Source organism: Streptomyces sp. C, assembly GCF_000158895.1.
GTDB classification, from domain to species: Bacteria; Actinomycetota; Actinomycetes; order Streptomycetales; family Streptomycetaceae; genus Streptomyces; species Streptomyces racemochromogenes.
Genome location: NZ_GG657750.1, coordinates 2130077 through 2150502, shown reverse-complemented (window position 1 = coordinate 2150502; position 20426 = coordinate 2130077). Strand labels below are relative to the sequence as shown.

Below are 20426 nucleotides of genomic sequence, written 5' to 3'. Positions count from 1 at the left end.
GCCCCGCCGGCGTTTGAGGCGAGAACGGTTGAAGGGCGGGTAGGGGACCCAGCCCCGCGCAGCGGCGGCCGGGGGCCGGAACGGCGAAGCGGCCCGGACCCCCGTGGGGGTACGGGCCGCTTCGGGCGGGGGTTACGCCTTGCGGAGGCGGAACGTCAGGGACAGGGAGTCGTCCGTGAACGGGTCACCGTAGGCGGCGTCGGCCTCGCCCGAGGCGTAGTCCGTCGCCAGGACCTCGTCCGAGATCAGGGCGGCGTGGTCCGTGAGGGCCGTCACGACCTCCGGGTCCGACGAGGACCACCGCAGGGCGATGCGGTCCGCCACGTCCAGGCCGGAGTTCTTTCGGGCCTCCTGGATCAGCCGGATCGCGTCACGCGCCAGGCCCGCCAGCCGCAGCTCCGGGGTGATCTCCAGGTCCAGGGCGACCGTCGCGCCGGAGTCCGAGGCCACCGACCAGCCCTCGCGCGGGGTCTCCGTGATGATGACCTCCTCCGGGGAGAGGGAGATCTCCTCGCCGTCCAGCGTGATCGTCGCCGAACCGGACCGCAGCGCCAGCGACAGCGCGGCCGCGTCCGCCGCGGCGACGGCCTTCGCGACGTCCTGGACGCCCTTGCCGAAGCGCTTGCCCAGCGCCCGGAAGTTGGCCTTGGCCGTGGTGTCCACCAGCGAGCCGCCGACCTCGGACAGCGAGGCCAGGGAGGAGACGTTCAGCTCCTCCGTGATCTGCGCCTGGAGCTCCGGGGACAGGGCGTCGAAGCCCACCGCCCCCACCAGGGCGCGCGACAGCGGCTGACGGGTCTTGACGCCGGACTCGGCGCGGGTGGCGCGGCCCAGCTCCACGAGGCGGCGGACCAGCAGCATCTGCTGCGAGAGGACCGGGTCGATCGCCGCGGCGTCCGCCACCGGCCAGGTGGACAGGTGCACCGACTCCGGCGCGTCCGGGGTGACAGGGACGACCATGTCCTGCCAGACCCGCTCCGTGATGAAGGGGGTGAGCGGGGCCATGAGCCGGGTCACCGTCTCGACCACGTCGTGCAGGGTGCGCAGGGCGGCCGCGTCGCCCTGCCAGAACCGGCGGCGCGAGCGGCGCACGTACCAGTTGGACAGGTCGTCCACGAAGGCGGACAGCAGCTTGCCCGCGCGCTGGGTGTCGTAGGCCTCCATCGCGTCCGTGACCTCGGTGACGAGGGTGTGGAGCTCGGAGAGCAGCCAGCGGTCGAGGACCGTGCGGTCGGCCGGCGCCGGGTCGGCGGCGGACGGCGCCCAGTTCGACGTACGCGCGTACAGGGCCTGGAAGGCGACGGTGTTCCAGTACGTGAGGAGCGTCTTGCGGACGACTTCCTGGATCGTGCCGTGGCCGACGCGGCGCGCCGCCCACGGGGAGCCGCCGGCCGCCATGAACCAGCGGACCGCGTCGGCGCCGTGCTGGTCCATGAGCGGGATCGGCTGGAGGATGTTGCCCAGGTGCTTGGACATCTTGCGGCCGTCCTCGGCGAGGATGTGGCCCAGGCAGACCACGTTCTCGTAGGACGACTTGTCGAAGACCAGGGTGCCGACCGCCATCAGCGTGTAGAACCAGCCGCGCGTCTGGTCGATGGCCTCCGAGATGAACTGCGCCGGGTAGCGCTTCTCGAAGATCTCCTTGTTCTTGTACGGGTAGCCCCACTGCGCGAACGGCATCGAGCCCGAGTCGTACCAGGCGTCGATGACCTCGGGGACGCGGACGGCGGTCAGGGAGCAGCCCTCCGCCGTGCAGGGGAAGGTGACGTCGTCGATGTACGGGCGGTGCGGGTCCAGGGCCGAGTGGTCCTGCCCGGTCAGCTCGCTCAGCTCCGCGCGGGAGCCGACGCAGGTGAGGTGGTTCTCCTCGCAGCGCCAGATCGGCAGCGGGGTGCCCCAGTAGCGGTTGCGGGAGAGCGCCCAGTCGATGTTGTTGTTGAGCCAGTCGCCGAAGCGGCCCTGCTTGACCGAGTCCGGGAACCAGTTCGTCTTCTCGTTCTCCCGCAGCATCGCGTCCTTGACGGCGGTGGTGCGGATGTACCAGGACGGCTGCGCGTAGTAGAGCAGGGCCGTGTGGCAGCGCCAGCAGTGCGGGTAGCTGTGCTCGTACGCGATGTGCTTGAAGAGCAGGCCGCGCGCGTCGAGGTCGGCGGTCAGGCGCTCGTCGGCCTTCTTGAAGAAGACGCCGCCGACGAGCGGGACCTCCTCCTCGAAGGTGCCGTCGGCGCGGACCGGGTTCACGACCGGCATGCCGTACGCGCGGCAGACCGCGAGGTCGTCGGCGCCGAAGGCAGGGGCCTGGTGGACCAGACCGGTGCCGTCCTCGGTGGTGACGTACTCGGCGTTGACCACGTAGTGGGCCGGCTCGGGGAACTCGACCAGCTCGAAGGGGCGCTGGTAGGCCCAGCGCTCCATCTCCTTGCCGGTGAAGGTCTGGCCGGTGGCCTCCCAGCCCTCGCCGAGGGCCTTCTCCAGCAGCGGCTGGGCGACGACGAGCTTCTCGTTGCCGTCCGTGGCGACGACGTACGTGACCTCGGGGTGGGCCGCGACGGCGGTGTTGGAGACCAGGGTCCAGGGGGTGGTGGTCCACACGACCAGCGCAGCCTCGCCGGCCAGCGGGCCGGAGGTCAGCGGGAAGCGGACGTAGACGGAGGGGTCGACGACCGTCTCGTAGCCCTGGGCGAGCTCGTGGTCGGACAGGCCGGTGCCGCAGCGCGGGCACCAGGGGGCCACGCGGTGGTCCTGGGTCAGCAGGCCCTTGTTGAAGATCTCCTTCAGCGACCACCACACGGACTCGACGTACTCGGGGTCCATGGTCCGGTAGGCGTCGTCCAGGTCGACCCAGTAGCCCATGCGGGTCGTGAGCTCGGTGAACGCGTCGGTGTGGCGGGTCACGGACTCGCGGCACTTGGCGTTGAACTCGGCGATGCCGTAGGCCTCGATGTCCTGCTTGCCGTTGAAGCCGAGCTCCTTCTCGACGGCCAGCTCGACGGGCAGGCCGTGGCAGTCCCAGCCGGCCTTGCGGGCCACGTGGTAGCCGCGCATGGTGCGGAAGCGGGGGAAGACGTCCTTGAAGACGCGGGCCTCGATGTGGTGCGCGCCGGGCATGCCGTTCGCGGTCGGCGGGCCCTCGTAGAACACCCACTCGGGGCGGCCCTCGGACTGCTCCAGCGTCTTGGCGAAGGTCTTGCTCTCACGCCAGAAGTCGAGGACGGCGTGTTCGAGGGCGGGCAGGTCGACCTGGGCGGGTACCGGACGGTACTGGGGCGGTGTGGTCATGAGGCTGAACTCTTCCTCCGGCGGTGTGTCACTTCCGTCCGGAGGGACGAGAGCGTCTGCTGCTCCCGCGGTACCACCCTCCTTGGCCTCCGGACGGGTCCGGCGGCCCCCTCATTGGGGTGCGAAGCCGGTTCTACTCGCCGTACGGGGATCCGTGCGGGCTTTCTTCCGGCGGCTCCGGGGTGATCCTTCGCATCGCGCTCGCCCCCGGGCTCTCACCGTCCCCGGGTCGCTCCTGGCTGCGTCCGACGCTACTCGTCCCCATCCATGCCTTTCGCTGCGCCCAGTGTACGGGCCGGGGCGCGGGTCGGCAGACCGGTTTTGCGGGGCCCGGCGGCGCGTCGCGGGGCGGCTCGCGGCATGACCCGGATGGGCTGACGGGCGGCTCCGGGATCCGTTGGGGCCGGTGGGGCGGATTACGGGGCTCCCCGCTGGGCACAACGGATGCAGGTTGACCTCGACGGACGCGTGCCCCGTTGCCGTGCGGTCGGAGGCGATTTATCGTTCCGGCACGATCTGCGTAGAAGATCGCAGTATGTGAAAAGGGGCCGCGGCCATGGTGGCGAAGAAGACGGGGACACGGGAGGTGGCCGAGCCCGCGGTCAAGGAGTCGGCGGCCGCAAGGACCCCGGCGAGGAAGGCCGTCGCCAAGAAGTCCCCGGCCGGGTCGGCTGCCGCCGGGAAGGCGGCGGTGAAGAAGGCTCCGGCCGGGTCGGCTGCTGCCGGGAAGGCGGTGGCGAAGAAGGCTCCGGCCGGGTCGGCTGCTGCCGGGAAGGCGGTGGCCAAGAAGGCGGTGGCCAAGAAGGCTCCAGCCGGGACGGCTCCCGCCGGGAAGGCGGCGGTGAAGAAGGCTCCGGCCGGGTCGGCTCCCGCCGGGAAGGCCTCGGCCAAGAAGGCCGCTGCCGAGAAGGACCCGGCGGAGGCGACTGCCGACAAGGCGGTGGCGGAGAAGGCTTCGGCCAAGGCGGCTGCTGCCGGGAAGGCGGTAGCCAAGGAGGCTTCGGCCAAGGCGGCTGCTGCCGGGAAGGCGGTGGCCAAGAAGGCTCCGGTCAGGAAGGCCGCTGCCGAGAAGGGCCCGGCTGAGAGGGCGGCGGTGGACGGTTCGGCCCCGGCCGGGCGTACCACGAGCAAGGCCGCGGCCAAGACGGCCGCGTCCGAGGGGGCGGCCCCGGCCGCGCAGAAGACGGGAGCTCGGAAAGTGGTTGCCAAGAAGACTGCGGGTACGGCCAGGAAGACGGCCGGGACCGCCACCAGCGGGCTCCCCAAGGTGAAGGCCGCGGCGCCGGCCCCAGGGGAACTGGCCGTGCGCGAGGGGGAGGAACCCTGGACCCCCGCGGAGGTCGCCGAGGCGCGGGCCGAGCTGGAGAGCGAGGTGCTGCGGCTGCGGGCCGAGCTGGACGCCTCCGAGGTGGCCATCTCGGGCCTGATGCGGGACTCCGGCGACGGCGCGGGCGACGACCAGGCCGACACCGGTACCAAGAACATCACCCGGGAGTCCGAGCTGGCCCTCGCCGCCAACGCCACCTCGATGCTGGAACAGACCGAGCGGGCCCTGGAGCGGCTGGAGGCGGGCACGTACGGCCTCTGCGAGAACTGCGGTCGGCCCATCGGCAAGGCGCGCATGCAGGCCTTCCCGAGGGCGACGCTGTGCGTGGACTGCAAGCAGAAGCAGGAGCGAAGGCACTAGCCAGGACCTACGCGTACTGACGTACTCTCGTGTCTCGTCGGGATGAAGGTTCCCGTACCTGGTCGAGCTAGTTCGAGGGACTCACGTGGCAGAGGCGGAGCGCATCATCGGTATGCCGGAGGTCGGGGACGACGCCGAGCCGCAGTCGGAGGCCGCCGCGCCCCGGGGGCGCAGGCGGATCGCGGCGCTGCTGGTCGTCGCGGTGCTCGCGTACCTGCTCGACCTCGGCAGCAAGATGGTCGTCGTGGCCAAGCTGGAGCACCAGCCGCCGATCGAGATCGTCGGCGAGTGGCTGAAGTTCTCCGCCGTCCGCAACGCCGGGGCCGCCTTCGGCATCGGCGAGGCCTTCACGATCATCTTCACCGGGATCGCGGCGACCGTGATCGTGGTGATCGTCCGGCTGGCCCGCAAGCTGTACAGCCTGCCGTGGGCGATCGCCCTGGGCCTGCTGCTGGGCGGTGCGCTGGGCAACCTCACCGACCGGATCTTCCGTTCGCCGGGCGTGTTCCGGGGCGCGGTCGTCGACTTCATCGCACCGGCCCACTTCGCCGTGTTCAACCTCGCCGACTCGGCGATCGTGTGCGGCGGGATCCTGATCGTCCTGCTGTCCTTCAAGGGCCTGGACCCGGACGGGACCGTCCACAAGGACTGATCGCCGAGCCCGGGCGGGCGTGCTCCTCTGCCGAGTCCTGCATACTCGACAGGTGAGTACGATTCCCGAGATCCGCACCCTGCCCGTTCCCGATGGCCTCGAAGGCGAGCGCGTCGACGCCGCCATCGCCCGTATGTTCGGTTTCTCCCGGACGAAGGCGGCCGAGCTGGCGGCGGAGGGGAAGGTCTCGGTCGACGGCAGCGTCGTCGGCAAGTCCGAGCGCGTCCACGGCGGCGCCTGGCTGGAAGTCGAGATGCCCGCCCCGCCGCGGCCCGTCGAGCTCGTCGCCGAGCCCGTGCCCGGCATGGAGATCATCCACGACGACGACGACGTCGTGGTCATCATGAAGCCGGTCGGCGTCGCCGCCCACCCCAGCCCCGGCTGGACCGGCACCACCGTCATCGGCGGCCTCGCCGCCGCCGGCTACCGGATCTCCACCTCCGGCGCCTCCGAGCGCCAGGGCATCGTGCACCGCCTCGACGTCGGCACCTCCGGTCTGATGGCCGTCGCCAAGTCCGAGCGCGCCTACACCTCCCTGAAGAACCAGTTCCGCGAGCGCGTCGTCGACAAGCGCTACCACGCGCTGGTGCAGGGCCACCCGGACCCGATGAGCGGCACGATCGACGCGCCGATCGGGCGCCACCCGAGCGCCGACTACAAGTGGGCCGTGACGCAGGACGGCAAGGCGTCGGTCACCCACTACGACCTCATCGAGGCCTTCCGGGCCGCGTCCCTGCTGGACATCAAGCTGGAGACGGGGCGCACGCACCAGATCCGCGTGCACATGTCCGCGCACCGCCACCCCTGCGTCGGCGACCTGACCTACGGGGCCGACCCGACCGTCGCGAAGCGGCTCGGGCTGACCCGGCAGTGGCTGCACGCGGTGCGGCTCGGCTTCGAGCACCCGGCCGACGGGCAGTGGGTGGAGTTCGAGAGCGGCTACCCGGCGGACCTGCAGCACGCGCTGGACGTCATCCGGGCCGAGAGCCAGTGACCGCAGTGAGGGTGGCCTCCTCGGAGGCCGACCTCGCGGCCTGCTACGCCGTGCGGACCGAGGTGTTCGTGGTGGAGCAGTCCGTGCCGGAGGCGATCGAGTACGACGCGTACGACGCGGTCGCGGTGCACGTGCTGGCCGTCGGCCCGGACGGTGAGCCGCTGGGCACCGGCCGCCTGCTGTACGGGCCCGAGGCCCTGTCCAAGACCGGCTCCCCGGAGGTCGGCTCCCTGGGCCGGCTGGCCGTACGCAAGTCCGCGCGCGGGCTGGGCGTCGGGGTGGCGCTGGTCCGCGCGATCGAGGCGGAGGCCGGGCGGCGGGGGCTGACGGTGGTGTCGCTGGGGGCGCAGACGCATGCGCTGGGTTTCTACGAGCGGCTCGGGTACGAGGCGTACGGGCCGGAGTTCGACGACGCGGGCATCCCGCACCGCGCGATGCGGCGCCGCCTGCCGTAACGGGCGGCTCCGCGCAGCGGACCCCGCGCGTCCCTGCGGGGTACGGGGGGCGGGCTGACAGGGTAAAGGCGTGGATCAGCTCGCTCTGCTCTTCGTGCTGTTGCTCGGCGCCGTCGTGACCGTACCGCTCGGGGACCGGCTCGGGCTGCCCGCGCCCGTGCTGATGACCCTCGCCGGGGTCGGCCTGGCGCTGGTGCCGGCCGTGCCCAACGTGGACGTGCCGCCCGAGTACATCCTGCCGCTGGTGCTGCCGCCGCTGCTGTACGCCTCCGCGCAGCGCACCTCATGGCGGCAGTTCGCCGCCAACGTGCGGCCGATCCTGCTGCTGGCCGTGGCCCTGGTGTTCGTCACCACCGCCGCCGTGGCCGGGGTCGCGTACGCCGTCGTGCCCGGGCTGCCGCTGGCCGCCGCCGTCGCCCTCGGCGCGCTCGTCGCCCCGCCCGACCCCGTCGCCGCCACCGCCGTGGCCGGGGCGCTCGGGCTGCCGCGCCGGATGGTGTCGATCCTGGAGGGCGAGGGCCTGTTCAACGACGTCACCGCCATCGTGCTCTACCACGTCGCCGTCGCCGCCGCCGTGAGCGGCAGCTTCTCCTGGCCCGACGCGCTCGGGGAGTTCGTGCTGTCCGCCGTGGTGGCGGTGGCCGTCGGGCTGGCGCTCGGCTGGGCCGCGAACCGGCTGATGGGCCGGCTCGGCGACGCCACGCTCCAGATCGGGCTGACGCTGCTGGTGCCGTTCGTGGCGTACGTGGTGGCGGAGGAACTCCGGGGCTCGGGGGTGCTGGCCGTGCTGACGACGGCCCTGTTCCTCGCCGAGTACGCCGGCGACGCCGATGACGTGCTGGGGCGGCTCGCCGGGCACACCTTCTGGGAGATCGTCGACACGCTGGTCACGGGGGTGGCGTTCGGGCTGATCGGGCTGGAGCTGCACAACGTCTTCGGGGTGGCCGGGGGCCGCGAGTGGGCCATGGCCGGCTGGGCGGCGGCGGTGGTCGCGGTGGTGGTCGGCGTCCGGCTGGTCTGGCTGCTGCCGGCGGCCTGGCTGGCGAAGAAGCTGCACCGGCGCCGCGACTACGACGAGGAGATCCCGCTGAGCTGGCGGGAGAGCCTCGTGATGTGGTGGGCCGGGATGCGCGGGGTGGCGTCGGTGGCGCTGGCGCTGGCCCTGCCCTTGCGTACGGACGCCGGGGAGCCCTTCCCGGCGCGGGACGAGATCGTCTTCATCGCCTTCGCGGTGATCATGACGACGCTGGTGTTCCAGGGGCTGACCCTGCCGTGGCTGGTGCGCAGGCTGGGGGTGGAGGCGGACACGGACGTGGAGCGGGAGACCCGGCGCCGGCTGGCGCTGCGGGCGGCGAAGGCGGCGAAGCTGCGGCTCAAGGAGATCGAGGAGGTCGAGGACCTGCCCGAGGACCTGGTCGAGGTCCTGTACCGGCGCGCGTACGACGTCGGGGCCAGGATCAGCCCGGACCTGGTCGACGAGGAGCGGCGGGAGGCGTACGCGAAGCGGGTGGAGCGGATCCGCGACGTGCAGCGCATCCAGCGGGAGATGATGTCCGCCGCCCGGCACGAGGTCCTCGCGGCGCGCAGCGAACCGGGCGCCGACCCGGAGGTCGTCGACCGGGTGCTGCGGCACCTGGACGTGAGGAGCCTGCGGAGCACGTAGCCTCGCGGAACTCGGGGCGGCACTCGGGGCGGCGCTCGGCGCGGCCGGGCCCCGGGGGCGGGACCGGACCGCCCCGGCCCTGGTCGACCTGCCGCTCGCCGTGGTCCGCCGCCCCCTGCGGGCCGGGCTCCCGCGGGCCCCGTACGCCGAGGAGTCGGCGGCCGCCCTGCTCGGCTAGGCGGTGTCGCGCGGGGCCGCCTCCGACGTGGTGACGCGGGGGAGGGCGTACGGGTGCTCGGCGGCCAGCCAGGCGATCATCCGCTCGCGGACGGCGCAGCGCACGGTCCACACGTCGTCGCCGTCCTTCGCCGTGACCACCGCGCGGACCACGATCGTGTTCGGGGTGGTGTCGGTGACGGCCAGGGTGCCGGTGCGGCCGTCCCACTCGGGGACGTCCTTGAGGATCTCGGCCAGCTCGTCCCGCATGAGGGGGACCGGTGCGGAGTGGTCCAGGTGCCAGAAGACCGTGCCGGTCATCTGGGCGCCGCCGCGCGACCAGTTCTCGTACGGCTTGCCGGTGAAGTAGGAGACCGGCATCGTGATCCGGCGCTCGTCCCAGGTGCGCACCACCAGGAAGGTCAGGGTGATCTCCTCGACCTTGCCCCACTCCTTGTCCACGACCACCGTGTCCCCGATGCGCACGGTGTCCCCGAAGGCGATCTGCAGCCCGGCGAAGAGGTTGCCGAGGGAGGCCTGCGCGGCGATGCCCGCGACGATGCCGAGCACCCCGGCGGAGGCCAGCACCGAGGCGCCGACCGTACGCATCGGCGGGAAGGTCAGCAGCATCGCGGCGGCGGCGACCACCACGGCCACGGCGGTGAGCACCCGCTGGATCAGGGTGACCTGGGTGCGGACCCGGCGGACCCGGGCGTCGTCGGGGGAGGCGGCGGCGTAGCGGGCGTACGTGGCCTCCACCACGGCCGCCGCGATGCCGACGAGCAGCCAGGCGGTCGAGGCGATCTGGACCAGGGTCAGGGCGTGGCCGACGCCGGCCGCGTGAGCGGGGAGGATGCCCGCCGGGCGGTACGCGGCCTGGAGCGCCGCGGTGCCGAGGACGAGCCGGAAGGGCGGGCCGCAGCGGCGCAGCAGGCCCCACAGCGGGGTTTCGGTGTGCCGGGCGTCGGCCTTGCGCAGCAGCAGGTCCAGCACCCAGCCCGCGACCAGGGTGAGGACCAGGGCGGCGCCGACGACCAGGGCGCCTCGCAGGACGTTCTCCATCTCCATGCCGGAGAACGTATCCACGGGGCGCCCCCGGACTCCTGCTTTCACGGGAATGGCACGATGGAGGGCATGAACATCATGCTCTTCCATTCGACGTACGGGCTGCGGCCCGCGGTCCACGCGGCGGCCGGCCGGCTGCGCGCGGCCGGGCACGAGGTCCAGGTGCCGGACCTCTTCGAGGGCCGTACGTTCGCCACGTTCGAGGAGGGCGCGGCCTACCAGGAGGAAGTGGGCCGCGACGAGCTGCTCAAGCGGGCGGTGCTGGCGTCGGCGCCGTTCTCCGACCGGGGCCTGGTCTACGCGGGCTTCTCCTTCGGCGGCTCGGTCGCGCAGCACCTGGCGCTGGCCGACGACAAGGCGCGCGGCCTGCTCCTCCTGCACGGCACGGCGGACCTGGACGAGGACGCCTCGGCCGACGAGCTGCCGGTGCAGCTGCACATCGCGGACCCGGACCCGTACGAGACGCACGACTGGCTGACCGCCTGGTACCTGCGGATGCGGCGGGCCGGGGCGGACGTGGAGGTGCACGGCTACGCGGGCGCGGGGCACCTGTTCACGGACCCGGACCTGGAGGACTACGACGCCGAGGCGGCGGAGGAGACCTGGAGGGTCGCGCTGGCGTTCCTCGACACGCTGTAGCAAGCGGGCGGGAGCGGGGAGCGGGGAGCGGGGAGCGGGAGACAGGGCGATGCCCCCCGGCGCAGGGCGCCGGGGGGCATCGTCGTGAGTGCGGTGGAGCCTGCGGGTCAGCCGCGGTAGGCGGTCCACATGCTCTTCATGCGCGAGACCTGGCCCGCGGTGAACTGGTACATGCAGGAGTCGTACGTGTAGTCCATGAAGTTGTGGATCGGGTCGACGCCGGCCTTGGTGGTGCAGGAGTCGCGGCCGGTCGGGCACTCGAAGGCCGCGCTCTTCTCGGCCGGGGTGTCGGCGACGGAGTCGCCGCTGCCCGAGCAGCCGCCCTGGAAGGTGTGGTAGAGGCCCATCCAGTGGCCGACCTCGTGGGTGGCGGTGTCGCCCTCGTTGTAGTTGGCGGCGGAGCCGCCGGGCAGCGAGGTGTTGAGCAGGACGACGCCGTCCATCTTGGGCGCGGAGGTGTAGGAGCTCGGGAAGGTCGCCCAGCCGAGCAGGCCGCCGCCGAGGTTGGCGGTGTAGATGTTGAGCGCGTTCTTGTCGCCCTTGCGCAGGGCGTTCTTCATGTCCTTCTCGGCCTGGGTGCCGTCGGAGACGTTGTACCAGGCGGCGTTGTCCGTGTAGTCGGTGCCGGCCAGGGTGAACTGGAAGCCGGAGTCGACGTTGCCGTTGCCCTGGCCGCTGTAGGCGGCGTTGAGGACGGCGATCTGGTTGTTGATTTCCGTGGCGGTCAGCTTTCCGGCGGTGCCGGAGGTGATGACGTGGACGTACACCGGGATGTTCGTGGCAGCGGCGGCGAGGGAGGTGCCGGCGCCGGAGCCGAAGACCTGCTGCGGGGACAGCTGGAGGCCCTTGAGCTTCTTCTGCAGGTCGGCGTCCATGGCCTTGACCTGCTCCTCGCTGACCTCGTTGGGCTCGGCCGCGTGGTTGTCCTTGGGCTTGGCGACGCGGGCGTTGGCAGGGGCGGAGCCCTGCTCGGCACAGGCCTCGGCACCGGTCGTGGAGGCGGCGGCGACCGTGGTGGGGGCGGTCAGCGGGGCGAACGCCAGGGTGGAGACCAGGACGGCCGTACCCATGAGGCGGCGGCGGAGAAGGGGGGATATGCGGGCGGCAGCGCGCACGATGGCTCCTCGGCAAGCGTGGTGGGGGGTGAGGGATTTCCTCACGCTGGCCGGAAGTTTATGTGTGCATGTCATCAAGATGGCAAGTACTCGTAGGTTAAAGATTTGTTGCCGATGTGGCGGATGGGGCTCCTGGTCTGCACCAGAAGCCCCATCGCGCAGCAGATTTGACGGTGGGTCAGCTAACTGGGCGGTCGGCCCGTTCCACCTTCTGGCTGCCGTTCAGCGTGCGGTACGAGCGGGCCCAGGAGGAGCTCGCGTCCTGCCGCCGCTTGTCGGAGACGACGTAGTAGTCCATCTGCGAGCGCTCGGCCGTCACGTCCAGCACGCCGTAGCCGTGCGAGTCCATGTCCAGCCACTTCACGTGCCAGTTCGCCGCCTTGATGGCGCCCTCCGCCACGACCGAGAGGGTGTGCGGCGCCACGTGCAGCATGTCGTCGATGTTGTCGGAGGTCACCGAGGTCACCACGAACTCGGTGGCCGCCGTGCCCGAACCCGGGTACGTCGCCATGTTCACGGGGACGTCGTTCGCCCACGCCATGTGGATGTCGCCGGTCAGGAACACCGTGTTCTTGATGTTCCGGTCCTTCAAGTGGCCCAGGAGTTCCTTGCGGTCGTCCGTGTAGCCGTCCCACTGGTCCGTGTTGACCGCGATCCCGCCCTCGGGCAGGCCCAGCAGGTGCGCGAGGGGCTTCAGCAGGTGCGCGGGCAGCGAGGCGAAGGCCACCGGCGAGATCATCACCGAGGTGCCGACCAGCTTCCAGGTCGCGTTCGAGGACGCCAGCCCGGACTTGAGCCAGTCCAGCTGGGCCCGCCCGGTGATGGTGCGGTCCGGGTCGTCCACCGAGCCGCTGCCGGTCTTGGCCTGCTGCGAGCGGAAGGAGCGCAGGTCCAGCAGGTGCAGGTCGGCCAGGGTGCCGAACTGGAGCCGCCGGTAGACGGTGCCCGCGATGGACGGGCGTACGGGCATCCACTCGAAGTACGCCTGCTTGGCCGCGGCCGCGCGGGCCGCCCAGTCGCCCTCGGCGCCCGGGGTGTGGTTCCCGGCGCCGTCGGACCAGGAGTTGTCGGCGAACTCGTGGTCGTCCCATATCGCCACGATCGGGTGGGCCGCGTGCAGGGCCTGGAGGTCGCCGTCCGTCTTGTACTTGCCGTGCCGGGTGCGGTAGTCGGAGAGCGAGACGATCTCGTTCTTCGGCTCGTGCTGGCGCACGACGTACTTGGCCTCGGGGTAACCGCCGGTCTGGTACTCGTAGATGTAGTCGCCCAGGTGCAGCACCGCGTGCAGGTCGGTGCGGGCGGCCAGGTGCCGGTACGCGGAGAAGTAGCCGGACTCCCAGTTGGCGCAGGAGACCACGCCGAAACGGATGCCGGGCGTGGTCGTCCCGGCCGCCGGGGCGGTCAGGGTGCGGCCGGCCGGGGAGACGGTCCCGTCCGCGGTGAAGCGGTACCAGTACGGGGTCTGCGGCCGCAGGCCGCGCACGTCCGCCTTGACCGTGTGGTCGGAGGCGGCCGTCGCGGTGACCGAACCGCTGGCGACGATCCGGGAGAAGGCCTTGTCCTCGGCCACCTCCCAGCCCACCGCGGTGGCCGGACCCAGCCCGGAGCCGGGCACCGCTTCGGGAGTCGGGGTGACGCGGGTCCAGAGCAGGACCCCGTCGGGCAGCGGGTCGCCGGAGGCGACGCCGTGGAGGAAGGCGGGCGCGGCCCCCGCCGCGTGGGCCGCCTGGGCGCCGAGGGTGCCGATCGGCGCGAGCGCGGCCGTGGCCGCCGCGGCCAGGACGACCGTACGGCGGCGCGGGTGGGGAGGGGTGAGATGACTGGTCACGGCCGATCATATTACTGATCGGTATGTGGCTGGGAACAGGTACGGAACGGCAACGGGCGGGCGAACTCGGAGAGTTCACCCGCCCTCGTGCGGTGGTTCCGGAGACATGTCCGGATCTGTCAGGGCATCAGCCCGCGAGAGCCTTGTCGATCGCCGCGGTGAAGGCTTCCGGCGTCGCCGGGGTCTCGATCTTCTTGCCGTCCATCTTCAGCGTCGGGGTGCCCGTCACACCGGACTTGTTGAAGGCGTCCGACATGTCCATCGCCCACCGGTCGTAGGTGCCGTCCTGGACCGCCTTCTTGAACTCGGCGTTGTCCTTCAGCGCCGGGACGGTGTCCGCGACCTTCAGCAGGTAGTCGTCCTTGGCGAAGGCGTCGTTCGTCTCCTCGGGGTGCAGCGCCTTCGAGTAGAGCGCGCCCTTGTACTCCAGGAAGGCCTCGGGGCTCACGTTCAGGGCCGCGCCCAGCGCGCTCAGGGCGTTCTTCGAGCCCTCGCCCTTGACGCCGTTGTCGATGAAGGTCGCGCCGAAGTAGCGGAGCTTGTACTTGCCCGCCTCCACGTCCTTCTTGACCTGGTCGCCCGCCGACTGCTCGAAGGCGGCGCAGGCCGGGCAGCGCGAGTCCTCGTACAGCTCCAGGGTCTTCTTCGCCTCGGGCTTGCCGATGACCACCGTCAGGCCGTCCTCGCCCGTGGTGTTCTTCGGCTTGACCAGCTCGGCCTTGGCGGCCTTGTCCCAGTAGCCGGGCTCGTTGGCCTGGACGACGGCGTAGCCGGCGACGCCGGCCAGCGCGAGGGCGGCGACGACCCCGCCGGCCACGAACACCTGGCGGCGGACCTTGTCCTTCTTCGCCTGCTGCTCGCGCTCGACGCGCAGCCGCTCGCGGGCGGCGGCCTTGTTCTGCTGGCTGTTGCGTGCACTCATGGTGATCTCCGTGGAACGGGAAGGGACGAGGGGGGTACTGCCGTACGTGCTCAGGCGCTCGCGATCACGAGCGCCGCGCGTACGGGAGGACCCCGCCGGCCCACGGAATGCGCCGGGAAGCGGGTACGGGCCACCGCGCCGCGGAACACCGGCCGCAGCGCCCGCCCGGCCCGCCCGGGGACGGCCCCGGCCGGGGCGGCGGCCAGCAGCAGCGGCCGGAACGCGAAGGCGGCGACCGCCCGCAGCAGCCGCACCAGGGCCCGCTCGCCGTGCCGCAGCCACGCGGCGGCCGCCAGCCCGACGGCGACGTGCGCGCCGAGCAGCAGCCAGGGCGTCCACGGCCCGGGCGAGGCCAGCAGCGCCGCCGGATCCCCGGCGGGCCCGGCCACCCCGGTCAGCGGCCCGCCCACCGGCGTCCCGCCGCACAGCTCGTCCAGGCCCAGCGCGCGCAGCGGCCCGGCGACCGGCCCGCCGGCGGGGCCGTAGCAGAGGTGCTGGCCGGCGGTGAAGACGGTGTCGGCCGCCAGCTCCAGCGGCACCAGCAGCCCGGCGATCGGGCCGAAGCCCCGCTCCCGGCCGGCCAGCGCGTAGGCGACCGTGAAGACCCCGGCGAAGGCCCCGGCGATCATCGCGGGCGGCAGCGGGACCCGGGACATGAGCACGTGGGAGCCGGCCGAGAGCAGCACGACGAGCGCGCTGAACAGCGCGGCCCGCAGCCCCCGGATCCTCACCCCTGATATGTCCATCGCCGCGAGTCTGCCACGGGTTCCTGTGAGGGAGGGAGCACGGGGGTGCTTTGTCGGCCGGGCCGGACCTCGACCCTGGGCCCGGGACCCGTACTCCCGGACCCGGAGGGCCTACGGCATGATCCGGCCGTTGCGGAACAGGTCCACGAAGATCTGGTGGTCGGCGCGGGCCCGGGCCCCGTACGCGTGGGCGAAGTCGACCAGCAGCTCGGGGAAGCCCTCCTCGTCGGCGGCGATCACCGCGTCGATGGCCCGCTCGGTGGAGAACGGCACCAGCGACTGCCCGCTCTCGGCCTCGTCCGCCGAGGCGTGCATGGTGGCCGTGGCCCGGCCCAGGTCCGCGACCACCGCCGCGATCTCCTCCGGGTCGTCCAGGTCCGACCAGTCCAGGTCCACCGCGTACGGGGAGACCTCCGCGACCAGCTGCCCGGCGCCGTCCAGCTCGGTCCAGCCCAGCCACGGGTCGGCGTGCGCCTGGAGGGCGCGCTGCGAGATCACCGTGCGGTGGCCCTCGTGCTGGAAGTACTCCCGCACCGCCCGGTCGGTGATGTGCCGGGACACGGCCGGGGTCTGCGCCTGCTTGAGGTAGATCACGACGTCGTTCTCCAGGGCGTCGCTGTGCCCCTCCAGCAGGATGTTGTACGAGGGCAGGCCCGCCGAGCCGATGCCCACGCCCCGGCGGCCCACCACGTCCTTGACCCGGTACGAGTCCGGGCGCACCAGGGACTCCTCCGGCAGGGTCTCCAGGTACCCGTCGAAGGCGGCCAGCACCTTGTACCGGGTGGCCGCGTCCAGCTCGATCGCCCCATCCCCTCGCTTCGCTGGGGAGGCCCCAAGGTCCGAGGTGAAGCGGCGCTCGTGGTCGCGGATCTCCGTCATCGAGTCCAGCAGGGAGAAGCGGGTGCGCGAGCGGGCCGCCCGCAGGGCGCCGAGGAGGGCGCCGTCGGCGGTGTCGAGGGTGAAGGAGGGGACTTCCTCGTTCTTGGCGCCGGTGGCCAGTTGGTGGATCCGCTCCCGGTAGGCCGCCGCGTAGGTCCGCACGAGGGAGCTGATCTGCTCGTCGCTGAGCGCCTTGGTGTAGCCGATCAGGGCGACGGAGGCGGCGAAGCGCTTGAGGTCCCAGGTGAAGGGGCCCACGTACGCCTCGTCGAAGTCGTTCACGTTGAACACCAGCCGGCCGTTGGCGTCCATGTACGTGCCGAAGTTCTCGGCGTGCAGGTCGCCGTGGATCCACACCCGGCCGGTGCGCTCGTCCAGGTAGGGGCCGCCGTGCCGGTCACGCTCCAGGTCGGCGTAGAAGAGGCAGGCGGTCCCCCGGTAGAAGGCGAAGGCCGAGGCCGCCATCTTCCGGAACTTGACCTGGAAGGCGGCGGGGTCGGCGGCGAGCAGCCGGCCGAATGCGGTGTCGAACACATCGAGTATCTGCTCGGCGCGCTGCTCGTCGGTGGTCTCGGTGACCGCCATGGCGGATGCCTCCTGGTGCAAGGGGTGGTACGGCTTCTGACCGACTGGACGCCGGACCGGTCTTCCCGGTTCTGCAACTTCTGCAACGGCCGACCGTACCCGTCAGTGCCCCGGGTCTGTCACTCGTGGGACGTAGGATTCGTAGCTGCCGCCCCTCTCTCCTCAGGAGGCCCCCACCGTGACCAAGACGCCGTTCACGCACCTGCACGTCCACACCCAGTACTCGCTGCTGGACGGTGCCGCGCGGCTGAAGGACATGTTCGCTGCCTGCAATGAAATGGGCATGACGCACATCGCCATGTCCGACCACGGCAACCTCCACGGGGCGTACGACTTCTTCCACTCCGCGCAGAAGGCCGGGATCACCCCGATCATCGGCATCGAGGCGTACGTCGCCCCCGAGTCCCGGCGCAACAAGCGCCGCATCCAGTGGGGCCAGCCCCACCAGAAGCGGGACGACGTCTCCGGTTCCGGCGGTTACACCCACAAGACGATCTGGGCGGCGAACGCCACGGGCCTGCACAACCTCTTCCGGCTGTCCTCCGACGCGTACGCCGAGGGCTGGCTCACGAAGTGGCCGCGCATGGACAAGGAGACCATCAGCCAGTGGTCGGAGGGCCTGATCGCCTCCACCGGCTGTCCCTCCGGCGAGGTGCAGACGCGGCTGCGCCTCGGCCAGTTCGACGAGGCGATCAAGGCGGCCTCGGACTACAAGGACATCTTCGGCGAGGGCCGCTACTTCCTGGAGCTGATGGACCACGGCATCGAGATCGAGCGCCGGGTCCGCGACGGCCTCCTGGAGATCGGCAAGAAGCTCGGCATCCCGCCGCTGGTCACGAACGACTCCCACTACACGTACGCGCACGAGGCCGGCGCCCACGACGCCCTGCTCTGCATCCAGACCGGCAAGAACCTCTCGGACCCCGACCGCTTCCGCTTCGACGGCTCCGGCTACTACCTGAAGTCCACGGAGGAGATGTACGCCATCGACTCCTCGGACGCCTGGCAGGAGGGCTGCGCCAACACCTGGAAGGTGGCGGAGCAGGTCGACACCGAGGGCATGTTCAAGTTCCGCAACCTCATGCCGAAGTTCGACATCCCGGACGGCTACACCGAGGTCACCTGGTTCCGCGAGGAGACCATGCGGGGCATGCACCGCCGCTTCCCCGGCGGGATCCCCGAGGATCGCATGAAGCAGGTCGAGTACGAGATGGACACGATCATCTCGATGGGCTTCCCCGGCTACTTCCTCGTGGTCGCCGACTTCATCATGTGGGCCAAGAACCAGGGCATCGCGGTCGGCCCCGGCCGGGGCTCCGCGGCCGGCTCGATCGTCGCGTACGCCATGGGCATCACCGACCTCGACCCCATCCCGCACGGCCTGATCTTCGAGCGCTTCCTGAACCCCGAGCGCGTCTCCATGCCCGACGTCGACATCGACTTCGACGAGCGCCGGCGCGTCGAGGTGATCAGGTACGTGACCGAGAAGTACGGCGCCGACAAGGTCGCCATGATCGGCACCTACGGCACCATCAAGGCCAAGAACGCGATCAAGGACTCCGCGCGCGTCCTCGGCTACCCGTACGCCATGGGCGACCGGCTCACCAAGGCCATGCCCGCCGACGTCCTCGGCAAGGGCATCCCGCTCTCCGGCATCCTCGACCCCTCGCACCCCCGCTACAGCGAGGCCGGCGAGATCCGCGGGATGTACGAGAACGAGCCCGACGTGAAGAAGGTCATCGACACCGCCCGCGGCGTCGAGGGCCTGGTCCGCCAGATGGGCGTGCACGCCGCCGGCGTGATCATGTCCAGCGAGCGCATCACCGACCACGTACCCGTCTGGGTGCGGCACACCGACGGCGTCACCATCACCCAGTGGGACTACCCGAGCTGCGAGTCGCTCGGCCTGCTGAAGATGGACTTCCTCGGCCTGCGCAACCTCACGATCATGGACGACGCCGTCAAGATGGTGAAGGCCAACAAGGGGATCGACATCGACCTCCTGGCCCTCCCGCTCGACGACCCCAAGACCTTCGAGCTGCTCCAGCGGGGCGACACCCTCGGCGTCTTCCAGTTCGACGGCGGCCCCATGCGCTCCCTGCTGCGCCTGATGAAGCCCGACAACTTCGAAGACATCTCCGCCGTGTCCGCGCTCTACCGCCCGGGCCCGATGGGCATGAACTCGCACACCAACTACGCGCTGCGCAAGAACAAGCAGCAGGACATCACCCCGATCCACCCCGAGCTGGAGAAGCCGCTCGAAGAGGTCCTCGCGGTCACCTACGGCCTGATCGTCTACCAGGAGCAGGTCCAGAAGGCCGCCCAGATCATCGCCGGCTACTCGCTCGGCGAGGCCGACATCCTGCGCCGCGTCATGGGCAAGAAGAAGCCCGAGGAGCTGGCGAAGAACTTCACGATCTTCCAGGCCGGCGCCCGCAAGAACGGCTACTCCGACCAGGCGATCCAGGCGCTCTGGGACGTGCTGGTCCCCTTCGCCGGCTACGCCTTCAACAAGGCCCACTCGGCCGCGTACGGCCTGGTCTCCTACTGGACCGCCTACCTCAAGGCGAACTACCCGGCCGAGTACATGGCCGGCCTGCTCACCTCGGTCAAGGACGACAAGGACAAGTCCGCGATCTACCTCAACGAGTGCCGGCGCATGGGCATCAAGGTGCTCCCGCCGAACGTCAACGAGTCCGAGTCCAACTTCGCCGCCCAGGGCGACGACGTGATCCTCTTCGGCCTCACCGCCGTCCGCAACGTCGGACAGAACGTCGTCGACTCGATCATCAAGACCAGGAAGTCGAAGGGGAAGTACTCCTCCTTCCCCGACTTCCTCGACAAGGTCGAGGCCGTCGTCTGCAACAAGCGCACCGTCGAGTCGCTGATCAAGGCCGGCGCCTACGACGAGATGGGCCACACCCGCAAGGGCCTGGTCGCCCACCACGAATCGATGATCGACAACGTGGTCGCGGTCAAGCGCAAGGAAGCCGAGGGACAGTTCGACCTGTTCGGCGGAATGGGTGACGAGGACGGCGGCGACGAGCCCGGCTTCGGCCTCGACGTGGAGTTCTCCGACGTCGAGTGGGAGAAGTCCTACCTGCTCGCCCAGGAGCGCGAGATGCTCGGCCTCTACGTCTCCGACCACCCCCTCTTCGGCCTGGAGCACGTCCTGTCCGACAAGACGGACGCCGGGATCTCCCAGCTCACCGGCGGGGAGCACGCCGACGGCGCCGTCGTCACCATCGGCGGCATCATCTCCGGCCTCCAGCGCAAGATGACCAAGCAGGGCAACGCCTGGGCCATCGCCACCGTCGAGGACCTGGCCGGCTCCATCGAGTGCATGTTCTTCCCCGCGACCTACCAACTCGTCTCCACCCAACTGGTCGAGGACACCGTCGTCTTCGTCAAGGGCCGCCTCGACAAGCGCGAGGACGTCCCCCGCCTGGTCGCCATGGAGATGATGGTCCCCGACCTCTCCTCCGCCGGCACCAACGCCCCCGTCGTCCTCACCATCCCCACCGTCAAGGTCACCCCGCCGATGGTGACCCGTCTGGGCGAGATCCTGCGCCACCACAAGGGCAACACCGAGGTCCGGATCAAGCTCCAGGGCCCCCGCACCACCACCGTGCTGCGCCTGGACCGGCACCGGGTCCAGCCCGACCCCGCCCTCTTCGGCGACCTCAAGGTGCTGCTCGGCCCCTCCTGCCTGGCCGGATAACCGGCACGGGGGCGCGTACCCGCGCGCACGCGTACGGAAG

14 protein-coding genes are annotated in these 20426 nt (G+C 71.1%); 7 read left to right on the top strand and 7 right to left on the bottom strand.

Features of this window, described 5'->3' with window-relative positions:
• Positions 1–132: 132 nt before the first annotated feature.
• Positions 133–3279, bottom strand: a complete 3147-nt coding sequence (ileS, locus tag SSNG_RS09495) for an isoleucine--tRNA ligase (RefSeq protein ID WP_007263601.1) — start codon at positions 3277–3279, stop codon at positions 133–135.
• A gap of 556 nt (positions 3280–3835) precedes the next feature.
• Here ileS and SSNG_RS44785 point away from each other — a divergent pair.
• The 5 genes from SSNG_RS44785 to SSNG_RS09465 all read left to right on the top strand — a co-directional run bounded on the left by SSNG_RS44785 (position 3836) and on the right by SSNG_RS09465 (position 8730).
• Positions 3836–4966: a TraR/DksA C4-type zinc finger protein gene (locus SSNG_RS44785; RefSeq protein WP_128636906.1), complete on the top strand. Its 1131-nt coding sequence runs from the start codon at positions 3836–3838 to the stop codon at positions 4964–4966.
• A gap of 85 nt (positions 4967–5051) precedes the next feature.
• Complete coding sequence (gene lspA, locus SSNG_RS09480) at positions 5052–5618, top strand: signal peptidase II (RefSeq protein WP_042800793.1); 567 nt, start codon at positions 5052–5054, stop codon at positions 5616–5618.
• Positions 5619–5670: 52 nt separating this feature from the next.
• The gene (locus tag SSNG_RS09475; RefSeq protein ID WP_007263598.1) at positions 5671–6612 is read left to right on the top strand and encodes an RluA family pseudouridine synthase; all 942 of its coding nucleotides are present in this window, start codon (positions 5671–5673) and stop codon (positions 6610–6612) included.
• A complete protein-coding gene (locus tag SSNG_RS09470) occupies positions 6609–7067 on the top strand; it encodes a GNAT family N-acetyltransferase (protein ID WP_007263597.1) in 459 nt (152 codons plus the stop codon). Before SSNG_RS09475 ends, SSNG_RS09470 begins: the two co-directional genes overlap by 4 nt.
• A gap of 70 nt (positions 7068–7137) precedes the next feature.
• Entirely contained in the window at positions 7138–8730 is a 1593-nt protein-coding gene (locus SSNG_RS09465) for a Na+/H+ antiporter (RefSeq protein WP_042800792.1), read from the top strand.
• 174 nt (positions 8731–8904) lie between these two features.
• On the opposite strand, the gene SSNG_RS09460 is transcribed toward SSNG_RS09465, so the two are convergent.
• Positions 8905–9948, bottom strand: coding sequence for a mechanosensitive ion channel domain-containing protein (locus SSNG_RS09460; protein ID WP_050779848.1), 1044 nt, complete (start codon positions 9946–9948; stop codon positions 8905–8907).
• Between the two features lie 63 nt (positions 9949–10011).
• Between SSNG_RS09460 and SSNG_RS09455 the strand changes: the two genes are divergently transcribed.
• Entirely contained in the window at positions 10012–10590 is a 579-nt protein-coding gene (locus SSNG_RS09455; protein ID WP_206731285.1) for a dienelactone hydrolase family protein, read from the top strand.
• A gap of 107 nt (positions 10591–10697) precedes the next feature.
• Here the strand turns inward: SSNG_RS09455 and SSNG_RS09450 are convergent, their stop codons facing one another.
• The 5 genes from SSNG_RS09450 to SSNG_RS09430 all read right to left on the bottom strand — a co-directional run bounded on the left by SSNG_RS09450 (position 10698) and on the right by SSNG_RS09430 (position 16665).
• Positions 10698–11705, bottom strand: a complete 1008-nt coding sequence (locus tag SSNG_RS09450) for a zinc metalloprotease (RefSeq protein WP_241695014.1) — start codon at positions 11703–11705, stop codon at positions 10698–10700.
• Positions 11706–11883: 178 nt separating this feature from the next.
• Positions 11884–13533 (bottom strand): alkaline phosphatase D family protein, encoded by a 1650-nt coding sequence (locus SSNG_RS09445; protein ID WP_007263592.1) that lies wholly within the window; start codon positions 13531–13533, stop codon positions 11884–11886.
• Positions 13534–13660: 127 nt separating this feature from the next.
• The gene (locus SSNG_RS09440) at positions 13661–14455 is read right to left on the bottom strand and encodes a DsbA family protein (protein WP_007263591.1); all 795 of its coding nucleotides are present in this window, start codon (positions 14453–14455) and stop codon (positions 13661–13663) included.
• A 50-nt stretch (positions 14456–14505) separates the two neighbouring features.
• A complete protein-coding gene (locus tag SSNG_RS09435) occupies positions 14506–15201 on the bottom strand; it encodes a hypothetical protein (RefSeq protein ID WP_042800790.1) in 696 nt (231 codons plus the stop codon).
• Positions 15202–15312: 111 nt separating this feature from the next.
• Positions 15313–16665, bottom strand: coding sequence for a DUF2252 domain-containing protein (locus SSNG_RS09430; protein ID WP_007263589.1), 1353 nt, complete (start codon positions 16663–16665; stop codon positions 15313–15315).
• A gap of 178 nt (positions 16666–16843) precedes the next feature.
• Between SSNG_RS09430 and dnaE the strand changes: the two genes are divergently transcribed.
• Positions 16844–20386 carry a DNA polymerase III subunit alpha gene (dnaE, locus tag SSNG_RS09425; protein ID WP_007263588.1) on the top strand — a complete coding sequence of 1181 codons (3543 nt, stop codon included), beginning with the start codon at positions 16844–16846 and terminating at the stop codon, positions 20384–20386.
• Positions 20387–20426 lie beyond the last annotated feature (40 nt).

Bases quoted from the DNA above. Each gene is read 5' to 3' on its own strand.
- SSNG_RS09430 (WP_007263589.1), bottom strand. From the start codon at position 16,665: ATGGCGGTCACCGAGACCACCGACGAGCAGCGCGCCGAGCAGATACTC.
- SSNG_RS44785 (WP_128636906.1), top strand. From the start codon at position 3,836: ATGGTGGCGAAGAAGACGGGGACACGGGAGGTGGCCGAGCCCGCGGTC.
- SSNG_RS09435 (WP_042800790.1), bottom strand. From the start codon at position 15,201: ATGGACATATCAGGGGTGAGGATCCGGGGGCTGCGGGCCGCGCTGTTC.
- SSNG_RS09440 (WP_007263591.1), bottom strand. From the start codon at position 14,455: ATGAGTGCACGCAACAGCCAGCAGAACAAGGCCGCCGCCCGCGAGCGG.
- SSNG_RS09455 (WP_206731285.1), top strand. From the start codon at position 10,012: ATGGAGGGCATGAACATCATGCTCTTCCATTCGACGTACGGGCTGCGG.
- SSNG_RS09460 (WP_050779848.1), bottom strand. From the start codon at position 9,948: ATGGAGAACGTCCTGCGAGGCGCCCTGGTCGTCGGCGCCGCCCTGGTC.
- ileS (WP_007263601.1), bottom strand. From the start codon at position 3,279: ATGACCACACCGCCCCAGTACCGTCCGGTACCCGCCCAGGTCGACCTG.